13 protein-coding genes and 5 tRNA genes are annotated in these 14,988 nt (G+C 63.4%); 4 read left to right on the forward strand and 14 right to left on the reverse strand.

What is annotated here, in order from left to right:
* Nucleotides 1–54: 54 nt before the first annotated feature.
* Nucleotides 55–957: a LysR family transcriptional regulator gene (locus BN2476_RS17360; protein ID WP_087735403.1), complete on the reverse strand. Its 903-nt coding sequence runs from the start codon at nt 955–957 to the stop codon at nt 55–57.
* A gap of 155 nt (nt 958–1,112) precedes the next feature.
* Here BN2476_RS17360 and BN2476_RS17365 point away from each other — a divergent pair, with 155 nt between their 5' ends.
* Complete coding sequence (locus BN2476_RS17365) at nt 1,113–1,913, forward strand: haloacid dehalogenase type II (protein WP_087735524.1); 801 nt, start codon at nt 1,113–1,115, stop codon at nt 1,911–1,913.
* A 90-nt stretch (nt 1,914–2,003) separates the two neighbouring features.
* Entirely contained in the window at nt 2,004–3,596 is a 1,593-nt protein-coding gene (gene aceB / locus BN2476_RS17370; RefSeq protein WP_087735404.1) for a malate synthase A, read from the forward strand.
* Between the two features lie 200 nt (nt 3,597–3,796).
* Here the strand turns inward: aceB and BN2476_RS17375 are convergent, their stop codons facing one another.
* Both BN2476_RS17375 and rraA read right to left on the reverse strand, forming a co-directional pair.
* Nucleotides 3,797–4,204 (reverse strand): gamma-glutamylcyclotransferase family protein, encoded by a 408-nt coding sequence (locus BN2476_RS17375; RefSeq protein ID WP_087735405.1) that lies wholly within the window; start codon nt 4,202–4,204, stop codon nt 3,797–3,799.
* Nucleotides 4,205–4,251: 47 nt separating this feature from the next.
* A complete protein-coding gene (gene rraA, locus BN2476_RS17380) occupies nt 4,252–4,746 on the reverse strand; it encodes a ribonuclease E activity regulator RraA (RefSeq protein WP_087735406.1) in 495 nt (164 codons plus the stop codon).
* Between the two features lie 167 nt (nt 4,747–4,913).
* Between rraA and BN2476_RS17385 the strand changes: the two genes are divergently transcribed.
* Nucleotides 4,914–5,801 carry an AraC family transcriptional regulator gene (locus BN2476_RS17385; protein ID WP_087735407.1) on the forward strand — a complete coding sequence of 296 codons (888 nt, stop codon included), beginning with the start codon at nt 4,914–4,916 and terminating at the stop codon, nt 5,799–5,801.
* A 108-nt stretch (nt 5,802–5,909) separates the two neighbouring features.
* Here BN2476_RS17385 and BN2476_RS17390 read toward each other — a convergent pair whose 3' ends face one another.
* The 7 genes from BN2476_RS17390 to gltX form a co-directional block, all read right to left on the reverse strand.
* Nucleotides 5,910–6,374 carry a GNAT family N-acetyltransferase gene (locus tag BN2476_RS17390; protein WP_087735408.1) on the reverse strand — a complete coding sequence of 155 codons (465 nt, stop codon included), beginning with the start codon at nt 6,372–6,374 and terminating at the stop codon, nt 5,910–5,912.
* Between the two features lie 165 nt (nt 6,375–6,539).
* Nucleotides 6,540–6,616 (reverse strand) — tRNA-Asp (locus BN2476_RS17395).
* A 78-nt stretch (nt 6,617–6,694) separates the two neighbouring features.
* Nucleotides 6,695–6,770: transfer RNA gene (locus tag BN2476_RS17400), tRNA-Glu, on the reverse strand.
* A gap of 66 nt (nt 6,771–6,836) precedes the next feature.
* Nucleotides 6,837–6,913 (reverse strand) — tRNA-Asp (locus BN2476_RS17405).
* A 79-nt stretch (nt 6,914–6,992) separates the two neighbouring features.
* A tRNA-Glu gene (locus BN2476_RS17410) sits at nt 6,993–7,068 on the reverse strand.
* 144 nt (nt 7,069–7,212) lie between these two features.
* A tRNA-Ala gene (locus BN2476_RS17415) sits at nt 7,213–7,288 on the reverse strand.
* Nucleotides 7,289–7,446: 158 nt separating this feature from the next.
* A complete protein-coding gene (gltX, locus tag BN2476_RS17420) occupies nt 7,447–8,856 on the reverse strand; it encodes a glutamate--tRNA ligase (protein ID WP_087735409.1) in 1,410 nt (469 codons plus the stop codon).
* Between the two features lie 405 nt (nt 8,857–9,261).
* On the opposite strand from gltX, the gene BN2476_RS17425 reads away from it, so the two are divergent.
* Nucleotides 9,262–10,215: a patatin-like phospholipase family protein gene (locus BN2476_RS17425; protein ID WP_173819632.1), complete on the forward strand. Its 954-nt coding sequence runs from the start codon at nt 9,262–9,264 to the stop codon at nt 10,213–10,215.
* A gap of 147 nt (nt 10,216–10,362) precedes the next feature.
* Here the strand turns inward: BN2476_RS17425 and BN2476_RS17430 are convergent, their stop codons facing one another.
* The 4 genes from BN2476_RS17430 to BN2476_RS17445 all read right to left on the reverse strand — a co-directional run bounded on the left by BN2476_RS17430 (nt 10,363) and on the right by BN2476_RS17445 (nt 14,960).
* On the reverse strand, nt 10,363–11,034 hold the full coding sequence (locus BN2476_RS17430; protein WP_087735411.1) for a C40 family peptidase: 672 nt from the start codon (nt 11,032–11,034) through the stop codon (nt 10,363–10,365).
* A 149-nt stretch (nt 11,035–11,183) separates the two neighbouring features.
* A complete protein-coding gene (locus tag BN2476_RS17435) occupies nt 11,184–12,788 on the reverse strand; it encodes an ABC transporter ATP-binding protein (RefSeq protein WP_087735412.1) in 1,605 nt (534 codons plus the stop codon).
* A 23-nt stretch (nt 12,789–12,811) separates the two neighbouring features.
* Nucleotides 12,812–13,918, reverse strand: coding sequence for an ABC transporter permease (locus tag BN2476_RS17440; RefSeq protein WP_087735413.1), 1,107 nt, complete (start codon nt 13,916–13,918; stop codon nt 12,812–12,814).
* Between the two features lies 1 nt (nt 13,919).
* Nucleotides 13,920–14,960 (reverse strand): microcin C ABC transporter permease YejB, encoded by a 1,041-nt coding sequence (locus BN2476_RS17445; RefSeq protein ID WP_087735414.1) that lies wholly within the window; start codon nt 14,958–14,960, stop codon nt 13,920–13,922.
* Between the last annotated feature and the right edge of the window lie 28 nt (nt 14,961–14,988).

The raw sequence follows: 14,988 nt of genomic DNA on the forward strand, positions 1-14,988 counted from the left end.
TCGGAAACCCGCGCGGGCTCTGAGGTTCGGCTTGCAGCCCGGGACACGCCGAAATCAACCCCAATACGCGGGATCGCCGTACGTATGCTTGAGAAAGTCGAGGAAAAGTCGCACGCGCAACGGCAGGTGACGTCGTTGCGGGAACACCGCATGAATGCCGATGGGCGGCGCGGCGAATTCGTCGAGCACGCTGACGAGGCGCCCCGCCGCGATATCCATCCCGACTTCCCACCACGAACGCCACGCGAGCCCATAGCCTTCGAGACACCACTCGTGCAGCACCGCGCCGTCCGAGCATTCCATCGTGCCCGACACCTTGATCGTCACGACCTTGTCGCCCTGCTGGAACATCCAGCCGCGTTGCTGGTTCGCGCTCGCGCCGAGCGCGAGGCAGTTGTGATGCGCGAGATCCGCGAGCGTCTGCGGTGCGGGACGACGCGCAAGATACGCGGGCGACGCGACGCACACACGCTTGTTCTCACCCAGTCTCAGCGACACCAGCGACGAATCGGGCAATTCTCCGAGCCGTATCGCGCAGTCGAATCCTTCGTTGACCAGATCGACCATGCGATCGGACAGATCGAGCGATATCGTCACGTCCGGATGCGCGACCGTGAACGTCGGCACGAGCGGCGCGACATGCCGTCGACCGAAACCGGCCGGCGCCGTCACGCGCAAATGGCCGCTCGCCTTCACGCCGCCTGCGGACACGCTGGCCTCGGCGTTCTGCATGTCGTGAATGATGCGCTGACAGTCTTCGAGAAACGCCGAGCCTTCGTAGGTCAACGTGATGCGCCGAGTCGTGCGCACGAGAAGCTTGACGCCGAGGCGCTCTTCGAGCGCGTCGATGCGGCGGCCGATGATCGCGGGCGCGACGCCTTCGGCCTGCGCCGCCCCGGACAGGCTGCCGCGCGCCGCGACGGTCACGAAAGTCTCGATTTGCTTGAAGCGGTCCATCTGCGAATGACTGGGCGCGTCGATCGCGCACGAATTGAGTGATGCGCGTCAGATTAGGTTGATGAAAGTAAAAGATCAAGTGATCTTTAGAGTCTTTTTTAGCACAAGCCGTCACGAATAGAATCGAACCCGACCTCTGAATGGAGCGCATGGCAATGTCGGCCACAACGACACCCTTCCCCAAAGCAGTGATTTTCGACGCGTACGGCACGTTGTTCGACGTGCATTCCGTCGTCGCTGCGGCGGAGCAGATGTTCCCCGGCCGCGGCGATGCGCTCTCGCAGTTGTGGCGGCAAAAGCAGATCGAATACGCGCAGTTGCGCACGCTGTCCGCCCCCGCCGGCGCGCGCTACCAGCCGTTCTGGAACGTCACGCTCGACGCGCTGCGCTTCTCCGCCCGCAAGCTGGGCCTCGCGCTGAGCGCTTCCGGCGAAAAGCGCCTGATGGACGAATACGCGTGCCTTTCCACGTTTCCGGACGTGCTGCCCGCGCTGTGGCAGCTACGCGGCATGCGCGCCGCAGGAAGCGCCGCGCAGATCGGTCTCGCGATTCTCTCGAACGGCAATCGGCAGATGCTCGACATCGCTGTCAAAAGCGCGGGCATGGCAGGCGTGTTCGACCACGTTCTTTCGGTGGATGCCGTGCGCGCGTTCAAGCCCGCGCCCGCGAGCTACGCGCTCGGCACACAGGCGTTCGGCGCGAGCGCGCGCGAGATCGTGTTCGTGTCGTCGAACGGCTGGGACGCGGGCGGCGCGAACTGGTTCGGCTACACGGTCTTCTGGCTCAACCGCCAGGGTGCGCCCGCCGAGGAGCTGGGCGTCGCGCCGCATGGCACGGGCAGGAGCATGAGCGAACTGATCGCGTTTATCGACAACTTCGCGTCGTCGGGGACAGCGGAGAAATCCGGCAAACGGGAGTCAGGCAGCAGACGCGCGCGCCGCAGCCCTGGCGCATGACGGCATGCCATCCCATTCGCACCCACACGAGGCGACGCATTGCAATTGCATCAACAAGCATCTTTAAAACTGACCGACCAAGGAGAAATCATGGCGAACACGTTGTCGCTGCCGCAGGGCATGAACATCACCGGCGAGATCAAGCCCGGATTCGAGACCGTTCTCACGCCGCAAGCGCTCGAACTCGTCGCCAGCCTGCACCGCACGTTCGAGCCGCGCCGCCAGCAGCTGCTGAAAGCGCGCGCCGGGCGCGTGAAGCGTCTGGACGCCGGCGAGCGCCCCGACTTTCTCGCGGAAACGAAGAGCATTCGCGAAGGCGACTGGACGATCGCGCCGCTGCCGCAGGACCTGCAATGCCGCCGCGTCGAGATCACGGGTCCCGTCGATCGCAAGATGATCATCAACGCGCTGAACTCGGGCGCGGACTCGTACATGACCGACTTCGAGGATTCGAATGCGCCGAGCTGGGACAACCAGATCACCGGTCACATCAATCTGAAAGAAGCCGTGCGCCGCACGATCTCGCTGGAGCAGAACGGCAAGTCGTACAAGCTGAACGACACGATCGCGACGCTGATCGTGCGTCCGCGCGGATGGCATCTGGACGAGAAGCACGTCACCGTCGACGGCCAGCGCGTATCGGGCGGCATCTTCGACTTCGCGCTGTTCCTGCATCACAACGCAAAGGAGCAACTGTTGCGCGGCACGGGCCCTTACTTCTATCTGCCGAAGATGGAAAGTCATCTCGAAGCGCGTCTGTGGAACGACATTTTCATCGCCGCGCAGGAAGCCGTCGGCGTGCCGCGCGGCACGATTCGCGCAACCGTGCTGATCGAAACGATCCTGGCCGCGTTCGAAATGGATGAGATCCTGTACGAGTTGCGTGAACATAGCTCGGGCCTGAACGCCGGACGTTGGGACTACATCTTTTCGGCGATCAAGAAGTTCAAGAACGACAAGGACTTCTGTCTTGCAGATCGCTCGCGGATCACGATGACGGTGCCGTTCATGCGCGCCTATGCGCTGCAACTGCTGAAGACATGCCACCGCCGCAACGCGCCCGCGATCGGCGGCATGAGCGCCCTCATTCCGATCAAGAACGACGCGGCCGCGAACGAGAAAGCGATGGCCGGCGTGCGCTCCGACAAGGCGCGTGACGCGACGGACGGCTACGACGGCGGCTGGGTTGCGCACCCGGGTCTCGTGCCCATCGCGATGGACGAGTTCGTCAAGGTGCTCGGCGACAAGCCGAACCAGATCGGCAAGCAGCGCGACGACGTGCAGGTGACGGGCAAGGACCTGCTCGACTTCCGCCCTGAAGCGCCCATCACTGAAGCGGGCCTGCGCAACAACATCAACGTCGGCATTCACTACCTGGGCTCGTGGCTCGCGGGCAATGGCTGCGTGCCGATCCACAATCTGATGGAAGACGCGGCGACGGCGGAAATCTCGCGTTCGCAGGTCTGGCAGTGGATCCGCTCGCCGAAGGGCACGCTCGAAGACGGACGCAAGGTGACGGCCGATCTCGTGCGCGAATTGACGGCGCAGGAACTCGACAAGGTGAAGGCCGTGATCGCCGGCGATACGAAGCCCTATGATCGCGCCGCGCACATCTTCAGCGAGATGTCGACGTCGGAGAACTTCACCGAATTCCTGACGCTGCCGCTTTACGAAGAACTCTGAGCATGGCGATGCGTGCCGAACGGACTGCCGCTGCTTGCGGCCTTTCCGCCAGGCGCGTGACGCGATCGCTCGACGGTTGACCGACCGGGAATGGCCTGGCGGGCGTCATGCCTGCTGGGCCGTTCTTTTTTCGCCGCCGCTTTTCCTGGCTTCGATTTCCACAGGCGGGACGCGCGCGCAACAAACGCCATCCCTTCCGATCAAGGCCCGTTCGAACGCCGGTGCGCAACCCAGTCACCGGAACGGATCTCCGGCAATCCTTTGACCGCTTCGCGCTGCACCGGATAGTAGCGGCACGTAATGGACGCGCCTTCGATCTCGACGGTCACTTCACGCGGCAGGAACAGCCCCTCGACACCCGGATAGACCTCCTCGATTTCATCGAGCACGGCGACCAGTCCGTCGTCGATTTCGTAGACATCTCCTTGCACATGAATGCCCGCGTCATCGGGCACGAGACCCGGATACGAGCCGAAGTCGAAGAGACGCCCACGGACAGTGGCCGAGCCGACCAGCGTGGGCGCCGTGATGTCGTTGCGCGCCGCCGCGGCGCCGATATCGTTGATTTCTCCGGCACGCAAGGTGCCATACACAAAGACGTTTTGCATCCGTTCACTATCCTCGATCAAACCAGACTTGCGTGCCGCCTTCGCGGTCAGGCGAGCGATGCACTCGCGACCAGCACGCCGTCGATATCCGCATAGACCCATTCGCCCGGACGCACCACCGATCCGGGCAGGCGCACGGGCACATCGCGCTCGCCGCCGCCACGTTTCTGGCTGCGCTGCGGATTCGTCGCAAGCGCAACGATGCCGATATTGCACTCGTTGAGTTCGAGCGCATCGCGCACGCAGCCGAACACGACGATGCCCGCCCAGCCGTTCTTCTCGCCGAGCTTGCCCAGGTTGCCGCCGACGAGCGCGCAGCGCAGGCTGCCACCCCCGTCGATGACCAGCACGCGCCCCGCGCCCTTTTCTTCCAGCGTCGCGCGCACCAGCGTGTTGTCCTCGAAAACCTTCAGCGTGACGGCCTCGCCGCCAAAACGCGCCGCGCGGCCGAAACGGCCGAATACGGGATCGAGCACGCGTAATGTGCCCGCGGCCAGTTGGTCTTCATGTGCATCGCACAGATCTGCGGTTGCGAAGTTCATAAGCGTCCCCTGTCGAAACGAATCCGGTGCATTATGCCGCGCCATTTTTACGATGTCCCATCGGCCGTTCGGCTAATGCCGGGGCGGCGCGCCGGACCCTACAATGATATGCATCGCCTCGCCCGGCCCGCGCCGCCGTCCAGCCCCGCCGTCCAGCCCATTACGCCATGACTGAAGCCGCCCGTTCAACCCCACCCGCCGCCGCGAAAGCCCCAACTGAGCTATCGACACGCGTCGATTTCGCCGACATTCCGCCCGAGTTCGCGCCGACGCCCACGCATCCCATCCGCGTGCGCTCGCGGCCGATGCCCGCAGGCGTGCGCATCGCGCGGCACACGCATGCATGGGCGCAGGTCGCGTATGCGTCGCGCGGCGTGCTTCGCGTCGGCACGTTCGGCACCACGTGGATGGTCCCGCCGTCGCGTGCGATCTGGGTGCCGCCTTATGTGCTGCACGAAGTGGTGATCGTCGAAGATGCGTTTCTGCGCACGCTCTACGTCAACGAGGCGGCCGTGCCGGCGGGACTGGATACGTGCCGGGTCGTCGAAGTATCGGGGCTGCTGCGCGAAGTGATCGCCGCACTCGATACCCCGGGTCTGCAGCCCGACCGCGAGCGGTTGCTCGGCTCGCTCGCGCTCGACGAGATCACACGCTCGCAGCCGCTGCCGCTGTCCGTGCCGATGCCGACGGAAAAGCGCCTGCGCGCATTGTGCGAAGCAGTGCTCGCCGATCCCGCGAATGCCGACTCGCTGGAGCGATGGGCGTCGACGGTCGGCGCGAGCACGCGCACGATCGCTCGGCTCTTTCGGCAGGAACTGGGCGTGAGCTTCTCGCAATGGCGTCAGCAGGCCGTGCTTGCCCGCGCGATTCCATTGCTCAGCCAGGGACGCCCGCTGTCGCATGTCGCGCGCGAGTTGGGGTATCAAAGCCAGAGTGCGTTTTCCGCGATGTTCAGGCGCGCGTTCGGCGAAAGTCCGCGAGCGTTCATGCTGCGCGGCGCGGAGCATCGGCGCGACGAGCCGGAGCACGAAGAGGATGACGATGCTTCGATGTGAGCGTGCAGACGAGGGCCACACGTCGATGCGAAGGCGAACCCAGACGGGAGGCTGAACGCGAGCGCCGACACGATTCGCGCTCGATCGAGTGAGCGCCGCTGACGCCCCTCAGACGCGCCGCGCCATATGCCGGATCGAGCCCAGTTGCGCGAGACGCGGACCCGCGAGCCGATAGCCCAACCGTTGATAGAGACGCGCGGCCGGATTGTCGACGAACACGCGCAGTTGAAGTTCGGCGAGCCCGCGAGCCCGCGCCCATCGATGCGACGTATTCAGCAGGTACGTGCCCGCGCCGCGCCGCCGGTGTCCCTCGGCAATCTGCACATCGCGGATGTGCAGCGAGTCGCCCTCCTCGGTGATGCGCAGCACGCCGATGCGCTCGCCGTCCACCTCGAGTATGAAGTTCTCCGACTCGCGCCAACTCGCGAGAAACAGGTCGCTGCGCCACACAAGGTGATGTCGACGGTAATACCCGCCCATGTTGTTGCGCGTCAGCGCCTCAGCAAACTGGAAGTCGTCCATGCTGGCCTTGCGCAAGTAGAAGGGAGACGGATCGTCGGTCGGGTCGAGCATCGCGCGGGGACGAAAGATTCGGTCCGCACAACGTTAAGACAGGCGGGACGCGCTGGCAATGGCTGTTTGCCCGACAGCGATACGAGCGACGTTACAGACGCGGCACGCAAGGTTTGCGTGCAAAAACAAAAAAGCCCGCTGACGATTCAGCGGGCTTCATGTTTCTGGCGGAGCGGACGGGACTCGAACCCGCGACCCCCGGCGTGACAGGCCGGTATTCTAACCAACTGAACTACCGCTCCAGTCTTGCTACCAACTCGCGAGCGTCGGTTAGCTCTCGCAAGCGCATCGCTTGAATCTCATCAAGCAACGCCAGTATCTGGCGTCCCCTAGGGGATTCGAACCCCTGTACTCACCGTGAAAGGGTGATGTCCTAGGCCTCTAGACGAAGGGGACAACGTACTTCACACACTACTGCTTACACCTTTAACGAAAAAGCCCGCTCACCGAACGGGCTTAATCTGGCGGAGTGGACGGGACTCGAACCCGCGACCCCCGGCGTGACAGGCCGGTATTCTAACCGACTGAACTACCACTCCAGTCTTGCTACCTGACTCGCGAGCGTCGGTTACTTCTCGCAAGCGCATCGCTTAAATCTCATCAAGCAACGCCAGTATTTGGCGTCCCCTAGGGGATTCGAACCCCTGTACTCACCGTGAAAGGGTGATGTCCTAGGCCTCTAGACGAAGGGGACATAATCTTTTCAGATCTGTCTCGTTCTTGCTGCTAACTTCATTCATCAGCAGCGAAGACCGCCATTCTAACTGCTCTACTACCGCTTGTGAAGTCTTTTTTGCTACAACTTCCGGCTAACCGGAACGACTTCACTTTGTTCTGATGGTGGAGGTAAGCGGGATCGAACCGCTGACCTCTTGCATGCCATGCAAGCGCTCTCCCAGCTGAGCTATACCCCCTTGCAGAACAGAAGCGAGATTGTAGAGAGCAATTTTCGCTTTGTAAATAGCTCTTGAGTCGTTTCCCGCAATTTTTTTGCGACGCCGCGCCGGGTACGCGCGCGGCTTCTTCGACCCATCCGGCTTGCTACTGAAAGAGGCTCGCTACCTAACGAGGCTCACGCAAGCGCGTTTTCGATGCGGCTCACGACGACATCGCGGCCGAACAGCATCAGCACGCTATCGATCGAAGGCGTATGCGTCGTGCCCGCTACCAGCAGGCGCACCGGCATCGCGATCTGCGGCATCTTCAGCTTGTGCGCGCCGAGCGTCGCCTTCAATGCGGCGGCGATCCCCTCCTTCGTCCAGTCGCAGGTCTTCAACGCGGCGCCCAGATCGGCAAGCGCGGGGCGCACCGCGTCCGTTACATGCTGCGCGAGCGATTCGGCATCCGGTTGGGGCTCGCGATAGAACATCGCGGCGTTGTCCACGATCTCCTTCACCGTCGATGCGCGGTCCTTCATCAGCGCAATCACGGCAGCGAGATCGGCGCCCTTCGCAAGCGCTGCGTCGCCTATCCCGAGCGCCGCGAAGAACGGCTTGCTCAGTTCAGCAAGGCGTGCGTTGTCCGCTTCCTTGATGTAGTGGTTGTTCAGCCAGTTGAGCTTGTTGTGGTCGTACTGCGCGGGCGACTTGCCCAGATGCTCGAGATCGAACCATTCGACGAACTGCTCGCGAGAGAAGATTTCGGCATCGCCATGTGACCAGCCGAGTCGCGCGAGATAGTTCAGCACGGCCTCCGGCAGATAGCCCGCGTCGCGATAGCCCATCACACTCATCGCACCATGTCGCTTGCTCATCTTTTCGCCCTGCTCGTTCAGCACCGTCGGCAGGTGCGCATAGACGGGCGGCTCGGCCCCGAGCGCGCGCAGGATGTTGATCTGGCGCGGCGTGTTGTTGACGTGATCGTCGCCGCGAATCACGTGCGTGATCTTCATGTCGAGGTCGTCGACGACCACGCAGAAGTTATAAGTCGGCGTGCCGTCCGGACGCGCGATCACGAGATCGTCGAGCTCTTCGTTCGAGATTTCGACGCGTCCCTTCACGGCGTCGTCCCATGCGACCACACCCGTCAGCGGGTTACGGAAGCGCAGCACGGGCTGCACGCCGGCGGGCGGCGTCGGCAGCACCTTGCCGGGCTCGGGCCGCCACGTGCCGTCGTAACGCGGCTTTTCGCCCGCGGCGCGCTGACGCTCGCGCAGCGCGTCGAGTTCTTCCGTCGACATGTAGCACGGATACGCGAGCCCCTGTTCCTGCATCTGCGCGAGCACCTCGCGGTAACGATCCATGCGCTGCATCTGGTAGAACGGACCCTCATCGCAGTCGAGGCCAAGCCATTGCATGCCTTCGAGGATCGCGTCGACGGACTGCTCGGTCGAGCGCTCGACGTCGGTATCCTCGATACGCAGCACGAACACGCCCTTCATCTTGCGCGCGAACGCCCACGGATACAGCGCAGAGCGGATGTTGCCCAGGTGAATGAAGCCAGTTGGGCTCGGTGCGAAGCGGGTGCGAACGGGAGTGGTCATGTGTGGTAACTCGAGGACGGACGCCGGCGCCGGCGAACATCGAAACCGGGAGCGGCAAGGAAAACGGATCGCGCGCGACACGGGCAACAGCAGCTGAGAACAACGGCTGGCTCAGTGCGGACGCGATTGAAAAAGAGAGAGCCGAAATTATAACCGCCGACGGCAACTCCACCAGGTCATCTGCTCGTATCGCGGCTGGCGCAGAGCCCGTGTCGCCGCATGTGTAGACGATTCCCTCGACCGACCCTCGACGGATTGTCGCCGCACGATCGCTTTGCATTATGATGTGCGCGCGCCGCTATCCGCATCGACGCAGCGCGCTACGATCGCCATCGGCGATCATCTTTGCAAGACACGCGGCGCAACGCATTCGCATGGACGCCGGCGCCGTCGCTGGAGAACTCGTTGAAACCGTCATCGCCACGTCTGTCCCGCCGCACTTTCTCGATCGCCGCGGCCTCCGCTGTCCTCTCTGCTTGCGCGTCGACGGGCAGCAAGCCCGAAAACGTCACGCCGACGCCCAGCACGGCGTCGAACAATCCTCCGCCGCCCGTTATCAAGCCGCAGCGCCCGTTGCGCGTCGGGCTCGCGCTCGGCGGCGGCGCCGCGCGCGGCTTCGCGCACATCGGCGTGATCAAGGCGCTGGAGGCGCGCAACATCAAAATCGATCTGGTGTGCGGAACGAGCGCCGGGTCGGTGGTCGGCGCGCTGTACGCATCAGGCTTGAACGGCTTCGCGCTCAACAAGCTGGCGCTGACGATGGACGAAGCATCGATCAGCGACTGGGCGATGCCGTTTCGCACGCGCGGCTTTCTGCAAGGCGTCGCGCTGCAAAACTATCTGAACCGGACGCTCGACAATCGCCCCATCGAGAAGATGGCGAAGCCGCTCGGCGTCGTCGCGACGGATCTGAAGACGGGCCAGCCGATTCTCTTTCAGCGCGGCAACACGGGCATCGCGGTGCGCGCGTCGTCGAGCGTGCCGTCGGTGTTCGAGCCGGTGAAGATCGGCGGCCACGAATACGTCGACGGGGGCCTCGTCAGCCCGGTGCCCGCCTCGTTCGCGCGCAAGATGGGCGCGGACTTCGTGATTGCCGTCGATATCTCCGCGCGGCCCGAGACGGCCGTCACGGAAAGTTCGTTCGATATCCTGATGCAGACGTTCACGATCATGGGTCAAACGATCAAGGCGTATGAGCTCGACAAATATGCCGACGTCGTGATTCGTCCGAACCTGAATGCGATGAGCGGCACCGACTTCGGACAGCGGAACGCTGCGATCCTCGCGGGAGAGGAAGCCGCTGCGCGCATCGCGCCCGAGTTGCTCAGCAAGCTGGCGGCGGCACGCGCGACCGCTTGATCGAAGCCGCCGGGGGCGCCTGTTGCCGGATGCAGGCGCCCCACCACTACCGCCCAACTCAGGCAAGAATTCACAAAGCCGGAAAACAAAAGGCCCGCTTGTTTCGAAGCGGGCCTTTTGCATGAAGCTGGCTGACGGACGATTGCCTTAGTTACCGTTGCCGATCGTCGCGCTCACGCGCTGACGCAGTTCCTGCTGCTGCGGAACCGACGTCTCGATGCGACGCGCGCCCGTGAAGCGCTTTTCCCAGTAACCGCTATCCAGATCGTCGACGCGAATCGTGCTGCCCGTCGACGGCGAATGCACGAACTTGTTGTCGCCGATGTAGATGCCGACGTGCGAGAACGTGCGGCGCATCGTGTTGAAGAAGACGAGATCGCCCGGCTTCAGATCGGCGACGCGCACCTTCTCGCCGACGCGGCTCATCTCTTCGGCGCGCCGCGGCAGCGCCATGCCCAGCGTATCCTGGAACACGTACCGGACGAACCCGCTGCAGTCGAGGCCCGAATCGGGTGTATCGCCGCCCCAACGGTAGCGCACGCCGATCATGTTCAGCGCGCCGACGACGACGTCGCCCGCCTTGCCGGCAACGCCCGACAGAAACGAACGGGCACCGCTCTCGGAATTCGAGCTGGCGCTTTGCGTGGCTTGTGTGGTGGAGGAGACGGAATTCGACGCGGAACCGGTCGAAAATGAGGCATTCTGGTTAAAGCTGCTTACTTCATCGGCAAAAGCGCCGTGAGCCGCGGCCATCAGTACGCCAATGAACATCCCGGCGACAACGCGCGTGCATGCCTGGGTTAGGTGTCGGTGCTGCATTGGTCTGGTGGTTGGTATCGGTTGGTGCAGTAGTTTTCGCCTGAAAATCAATAGGCTAGAAAAAAGTTTGGTCGATACTAGCCATTAAGTATTCACATGTCAAAACAAATAGAAAAATACAATGACTGGCCACACCCAATTGGTGAATGTCAGCTCGTATACGCCGCTTTCAAGAGCTTTCGCGTGTAAGGGTGCGCTGGTTCGGCAAAGATCCGCTCCACATCGCCCGACTCGACGACCTCCCCGTTTTGCATCACCGCGACCCGATGCGCCATCGCCCCGATGACGGCCAGATCGTGGCTGATGAACACGAAACCCAGGTTGTATTTGCGTTGCAGACCCGCGAGCAGTTTCAACACCTGTTGCTGGATGGAAACGTCGAGCGCGCTGGTCGGCTCGTCGAGAATCAGGATGCGCGGCTCGAGCACGAGTGCGCGCGCGATCGCGATGCGCTGGCGCTGTCCGCCGGAGAATTCGTGCGGATAACGGTGCAGCGCCGTGCGGTCGATGCCGACTTCGCGCAGCACGGCAATCACCTTGTCGCGGCGCGCGTCGGCGCCGAGCTGCGGCCGATGCAGCGCAAGTCCTTCGCCGACGATCCGCTCGATCGTCTGCCGCGGCGAAAGCGAACTAAAAGGATCTTGAAAGACCACCTGCATGTTCGAGCGCAGCGCCGTCCGATCACGCCCCCGGTAGCTGCCGAGCGCCCTGCCCTGAAACTCGATCGCGCCCTGCGCGGTGCGTTGCAGGCCGAGCAGCGCCATCGCAAGTGTAGATTTTCCCGAGCCGGATTCGCCGACGATGCCGAGCGTCTCTCCCTGCCGCACCGACACCGTCGCGTCGGCGACAGCACGAAAGCGGCCCGAGCGGAACCAGCCCGCGAAGCCGGACAGCTTCGTCTTGAAGTCGACGCAGACATCGCGCGCATCGAGCAGCACAGGCGAAATCGGCAGCACGGGCACCGCCGTGCGTTCCGGACGGCTTTGCAGCAGCCGTTGCGTATACGGATGTTGCGGCGACGCGAAGAGCGTCTCGACAGGTCCGCTTTCGACGAGCACGCCTTTCTCCATCACCGCGACGCGCTGCGCGAAGTGCCGCACGAGGTTCAGATCGTGCGTGATCAGCAGCACGGCCATCCCGCGTTTTTCCGCTTCGTCGCGCTGCAGTTCCAGCAGCAGCTCGACAATCTGCGCGCGGATCGTCACGTCGAGCGCCGTCGTCGGTTCGTCGGCAAGCAGCAGGCGCGGACGGCACGCGAGCGCCATGGCGATCATCGCGCGCTGCCGCTGTCCGCCCGACAGTTGATGCGGATAACTGTTCACGCGCTTGCCCGGCTCCGCGATGCCCGTGCGTTCGAGCAGCGCAACGGCGCGCTTGCGCGCCGCGTTCGCGGGCACGCCGTCGTGCAGCACGATCGTTTCCGCGATCTGCTCGCCAATGGTGTACAGGGGATTGAGCGCCGTCATCGGCTCCTGGAAGATCATCGCGATGTCCGAGCCGCGCAGCCCGCGCATCTCGCGCTCGCTCTTGGCGAGCAGGTCTTCGCCATCGAAACGGATCGTCCCGCTCGTCTGCGCATCGTTCAGCAGGCGCAGGATCGACAGGGCCGTCACGCTCTTGCCCGAGCCGGACTCGCCGACCAGCGCGACGCGCTCGCCGCGCCCGATCGTGAGCGATACATCGTTCACCGCGACCGAGTCGCCGAACGTCACGCGCAGGTGATCCAGTTCGAGCAGCGGCCCTTCGTTGTTCATCGGCGTGGCGCTGACTGATTCGCTCACTGATTGCCCCCTGCCTTCATCGCGTCGGAGATGCGCGTGTCGAGCGCGTTGCGCAGCGCGTCGCCCATGAACGTCAGCAGCAGCAGCGTCACGACGAGCACGCCGAACGTCGCTACCGAAATCCACCACGCGTCGAGATTCGCCTTGCCCTGCGCGAGCAGCTCACCGAGGCTCGGCGTCGGCGGCGGCACGCCGAGGCCGAGAAAATCGAGGCTCGTGAGCGCGAGAATCGCGCCGCTCATCCGGAACGGCAGAAACGTGATGACGGGCGTCAGGCTGTTCGGCAGCACGTGCCGCCAGATGATCTGCCAGTTCGACAGCCCCATCGCGCGCGCGGCGCGCACATAGTCCTGTTGCCGGTTGCGCAGGAATTCGGCGCGCACGTAGTCGGACAGGCCGATCCAGCCGAACAGCGACAACAGCACGATCAGCAGGATGAAGCCCGGCTCGAAGATCGACGCGAAGATGATCAGCAGATACAGCTCCGGCAGCGCGCTCCAGATCTCGATCAGACGCTGTCCGATGATGTCCGTCTTGCCGCCGAAATAGCCCTGCACCGCGCCCGCCAGCACGCCTAACACGGTGCCGATGAACGTCAGCACGAGCGCGAATTCGACCGACACGCGAAAGCCGTACACGAGCCGCGCGAACAGGTCGCGGCCGCGGTCGTCGGTGCCGAGCCAGTTGTCGCGCGAAGGCGGCGCCGGGTTCGGCACCTTCGAGAAATAGTTGAGCGTGTCGTAGTAGTACGGGTTCGGCGGATAGATCGCGAAGTTGCCCGGCAAGTCGAAGCGATGCCTGATGTACGGATCGAGATAGTCGGCGGGCGTCGGAAAGTCGCCGCCGAACGTCGTCTCCGCGTAGTCCTTCACGAGCGGGAAATAATAGTGGCCGCCATAGTGCACGACGAGCGGCTTGTCGTTCGACCAGAGCGGCGCGGCAAGACTCGCCGCGAACGCGACGACGAACACGATCAGGCTCCAGTAGCCGAGGCGCTGCTGCCTGAAGCGCAGCCACACGCGGCGCGCAGGCGTCGGCGACACGAACGCGCGCACTGGCTGCGCGCGCGACGACACTTCGGCATCGGTACGAACGCGGCTCAAATCAGCGCTCCAGTTGTTCGAATTGAATGCGTGGATCGACCCACACGTAACAAAGATCGGAGATGAGCTTCGTCGCGAGCCCGATCAGCGTGAAGAGATACAGCGTGCCGAGCACGACGGGGTAATCGCGCCGCACCACCGATTCATACGACAGCAAGCCAAGGCCGTCGAGCGAGAACAGCGTTTCGATCAGCAGACTGCCCGTGAAGAACGCGCCGATGAACGCCGCCGGAAAACCGACGATCAGCGGCAAGAGCGCGTTGCGGAACACGTGCTTCCACAACACGCGTCGCTCGGACAGGCCTTTTGCGCGCGCTGTCAGCACGTATTGCTTGCGGATCTCGTCGAGGAAAGCGTTCTTCGTGAGCATCGTAACGACGGCAAAGCTGCCGACGACCGACGCGACGATCGGCAACGCGATGTGCCACAGATAATCGAAAATCTTGCCGAAGAAGCTCAGCTGGTCCCAGTTATCGGAGGTCAGATTGCGCAGCGGAAAGAGCTGCAGAAACGTGCCGCCGCCAAACAGCACGAGCAGCAGCACACCGAGCACGAAGCCAGGAATCGCGTAGCCGATCAGCACGACAAGACTCGTCGCCATATCGAAGCGCGAGCCGTTGCGCACCGCTTTCGCGATGCCGAGCGGCACCGAAATCAGATACGTGAGGAAAAACGTCCACAGCCCGATGCTGATCGACACGGGCAGCTTCGACACGATCAGCGACCACACGCTCTGATGACGGAAATAGCTCTGCCCGAGATCGAAGCGAGAGAAACGCTTGAGCATCAGCCAGTAGCGCTCGAGCGGCGGCTTGTCGAACCCGTACAGCGCCTTGAGTTGCGCGACCTGTTGCGCGTCGACGCCGCTATGAGCGCGCAGGCCGAACGGCGCGCCGCCTTCGGCCGTATTGCGGCGCAGTTCGTGCACCGCCTGTTCGACCGGCCCGCCCGGCACGAACTGGATCACGACGAAGGTCAGCGTCAGCACGCCGATCAACGTCGGGATCATCAACAGAAGACGTTTGAGGATATAGCTCCACATGGCGGCGGTCCGTTAGGCGTCGATCGGA

The organism is Paraburkholderia piptadeniae (assembly GCF_900007165.1).
Classification (GTDB): domain Bacteria; phylum Pseudomonadota; class Gammaproteobacteria; order Burkholderiales; family Burkholderiaceae; genus Paraburkholderia; species Paraburkholderia piptadeniae.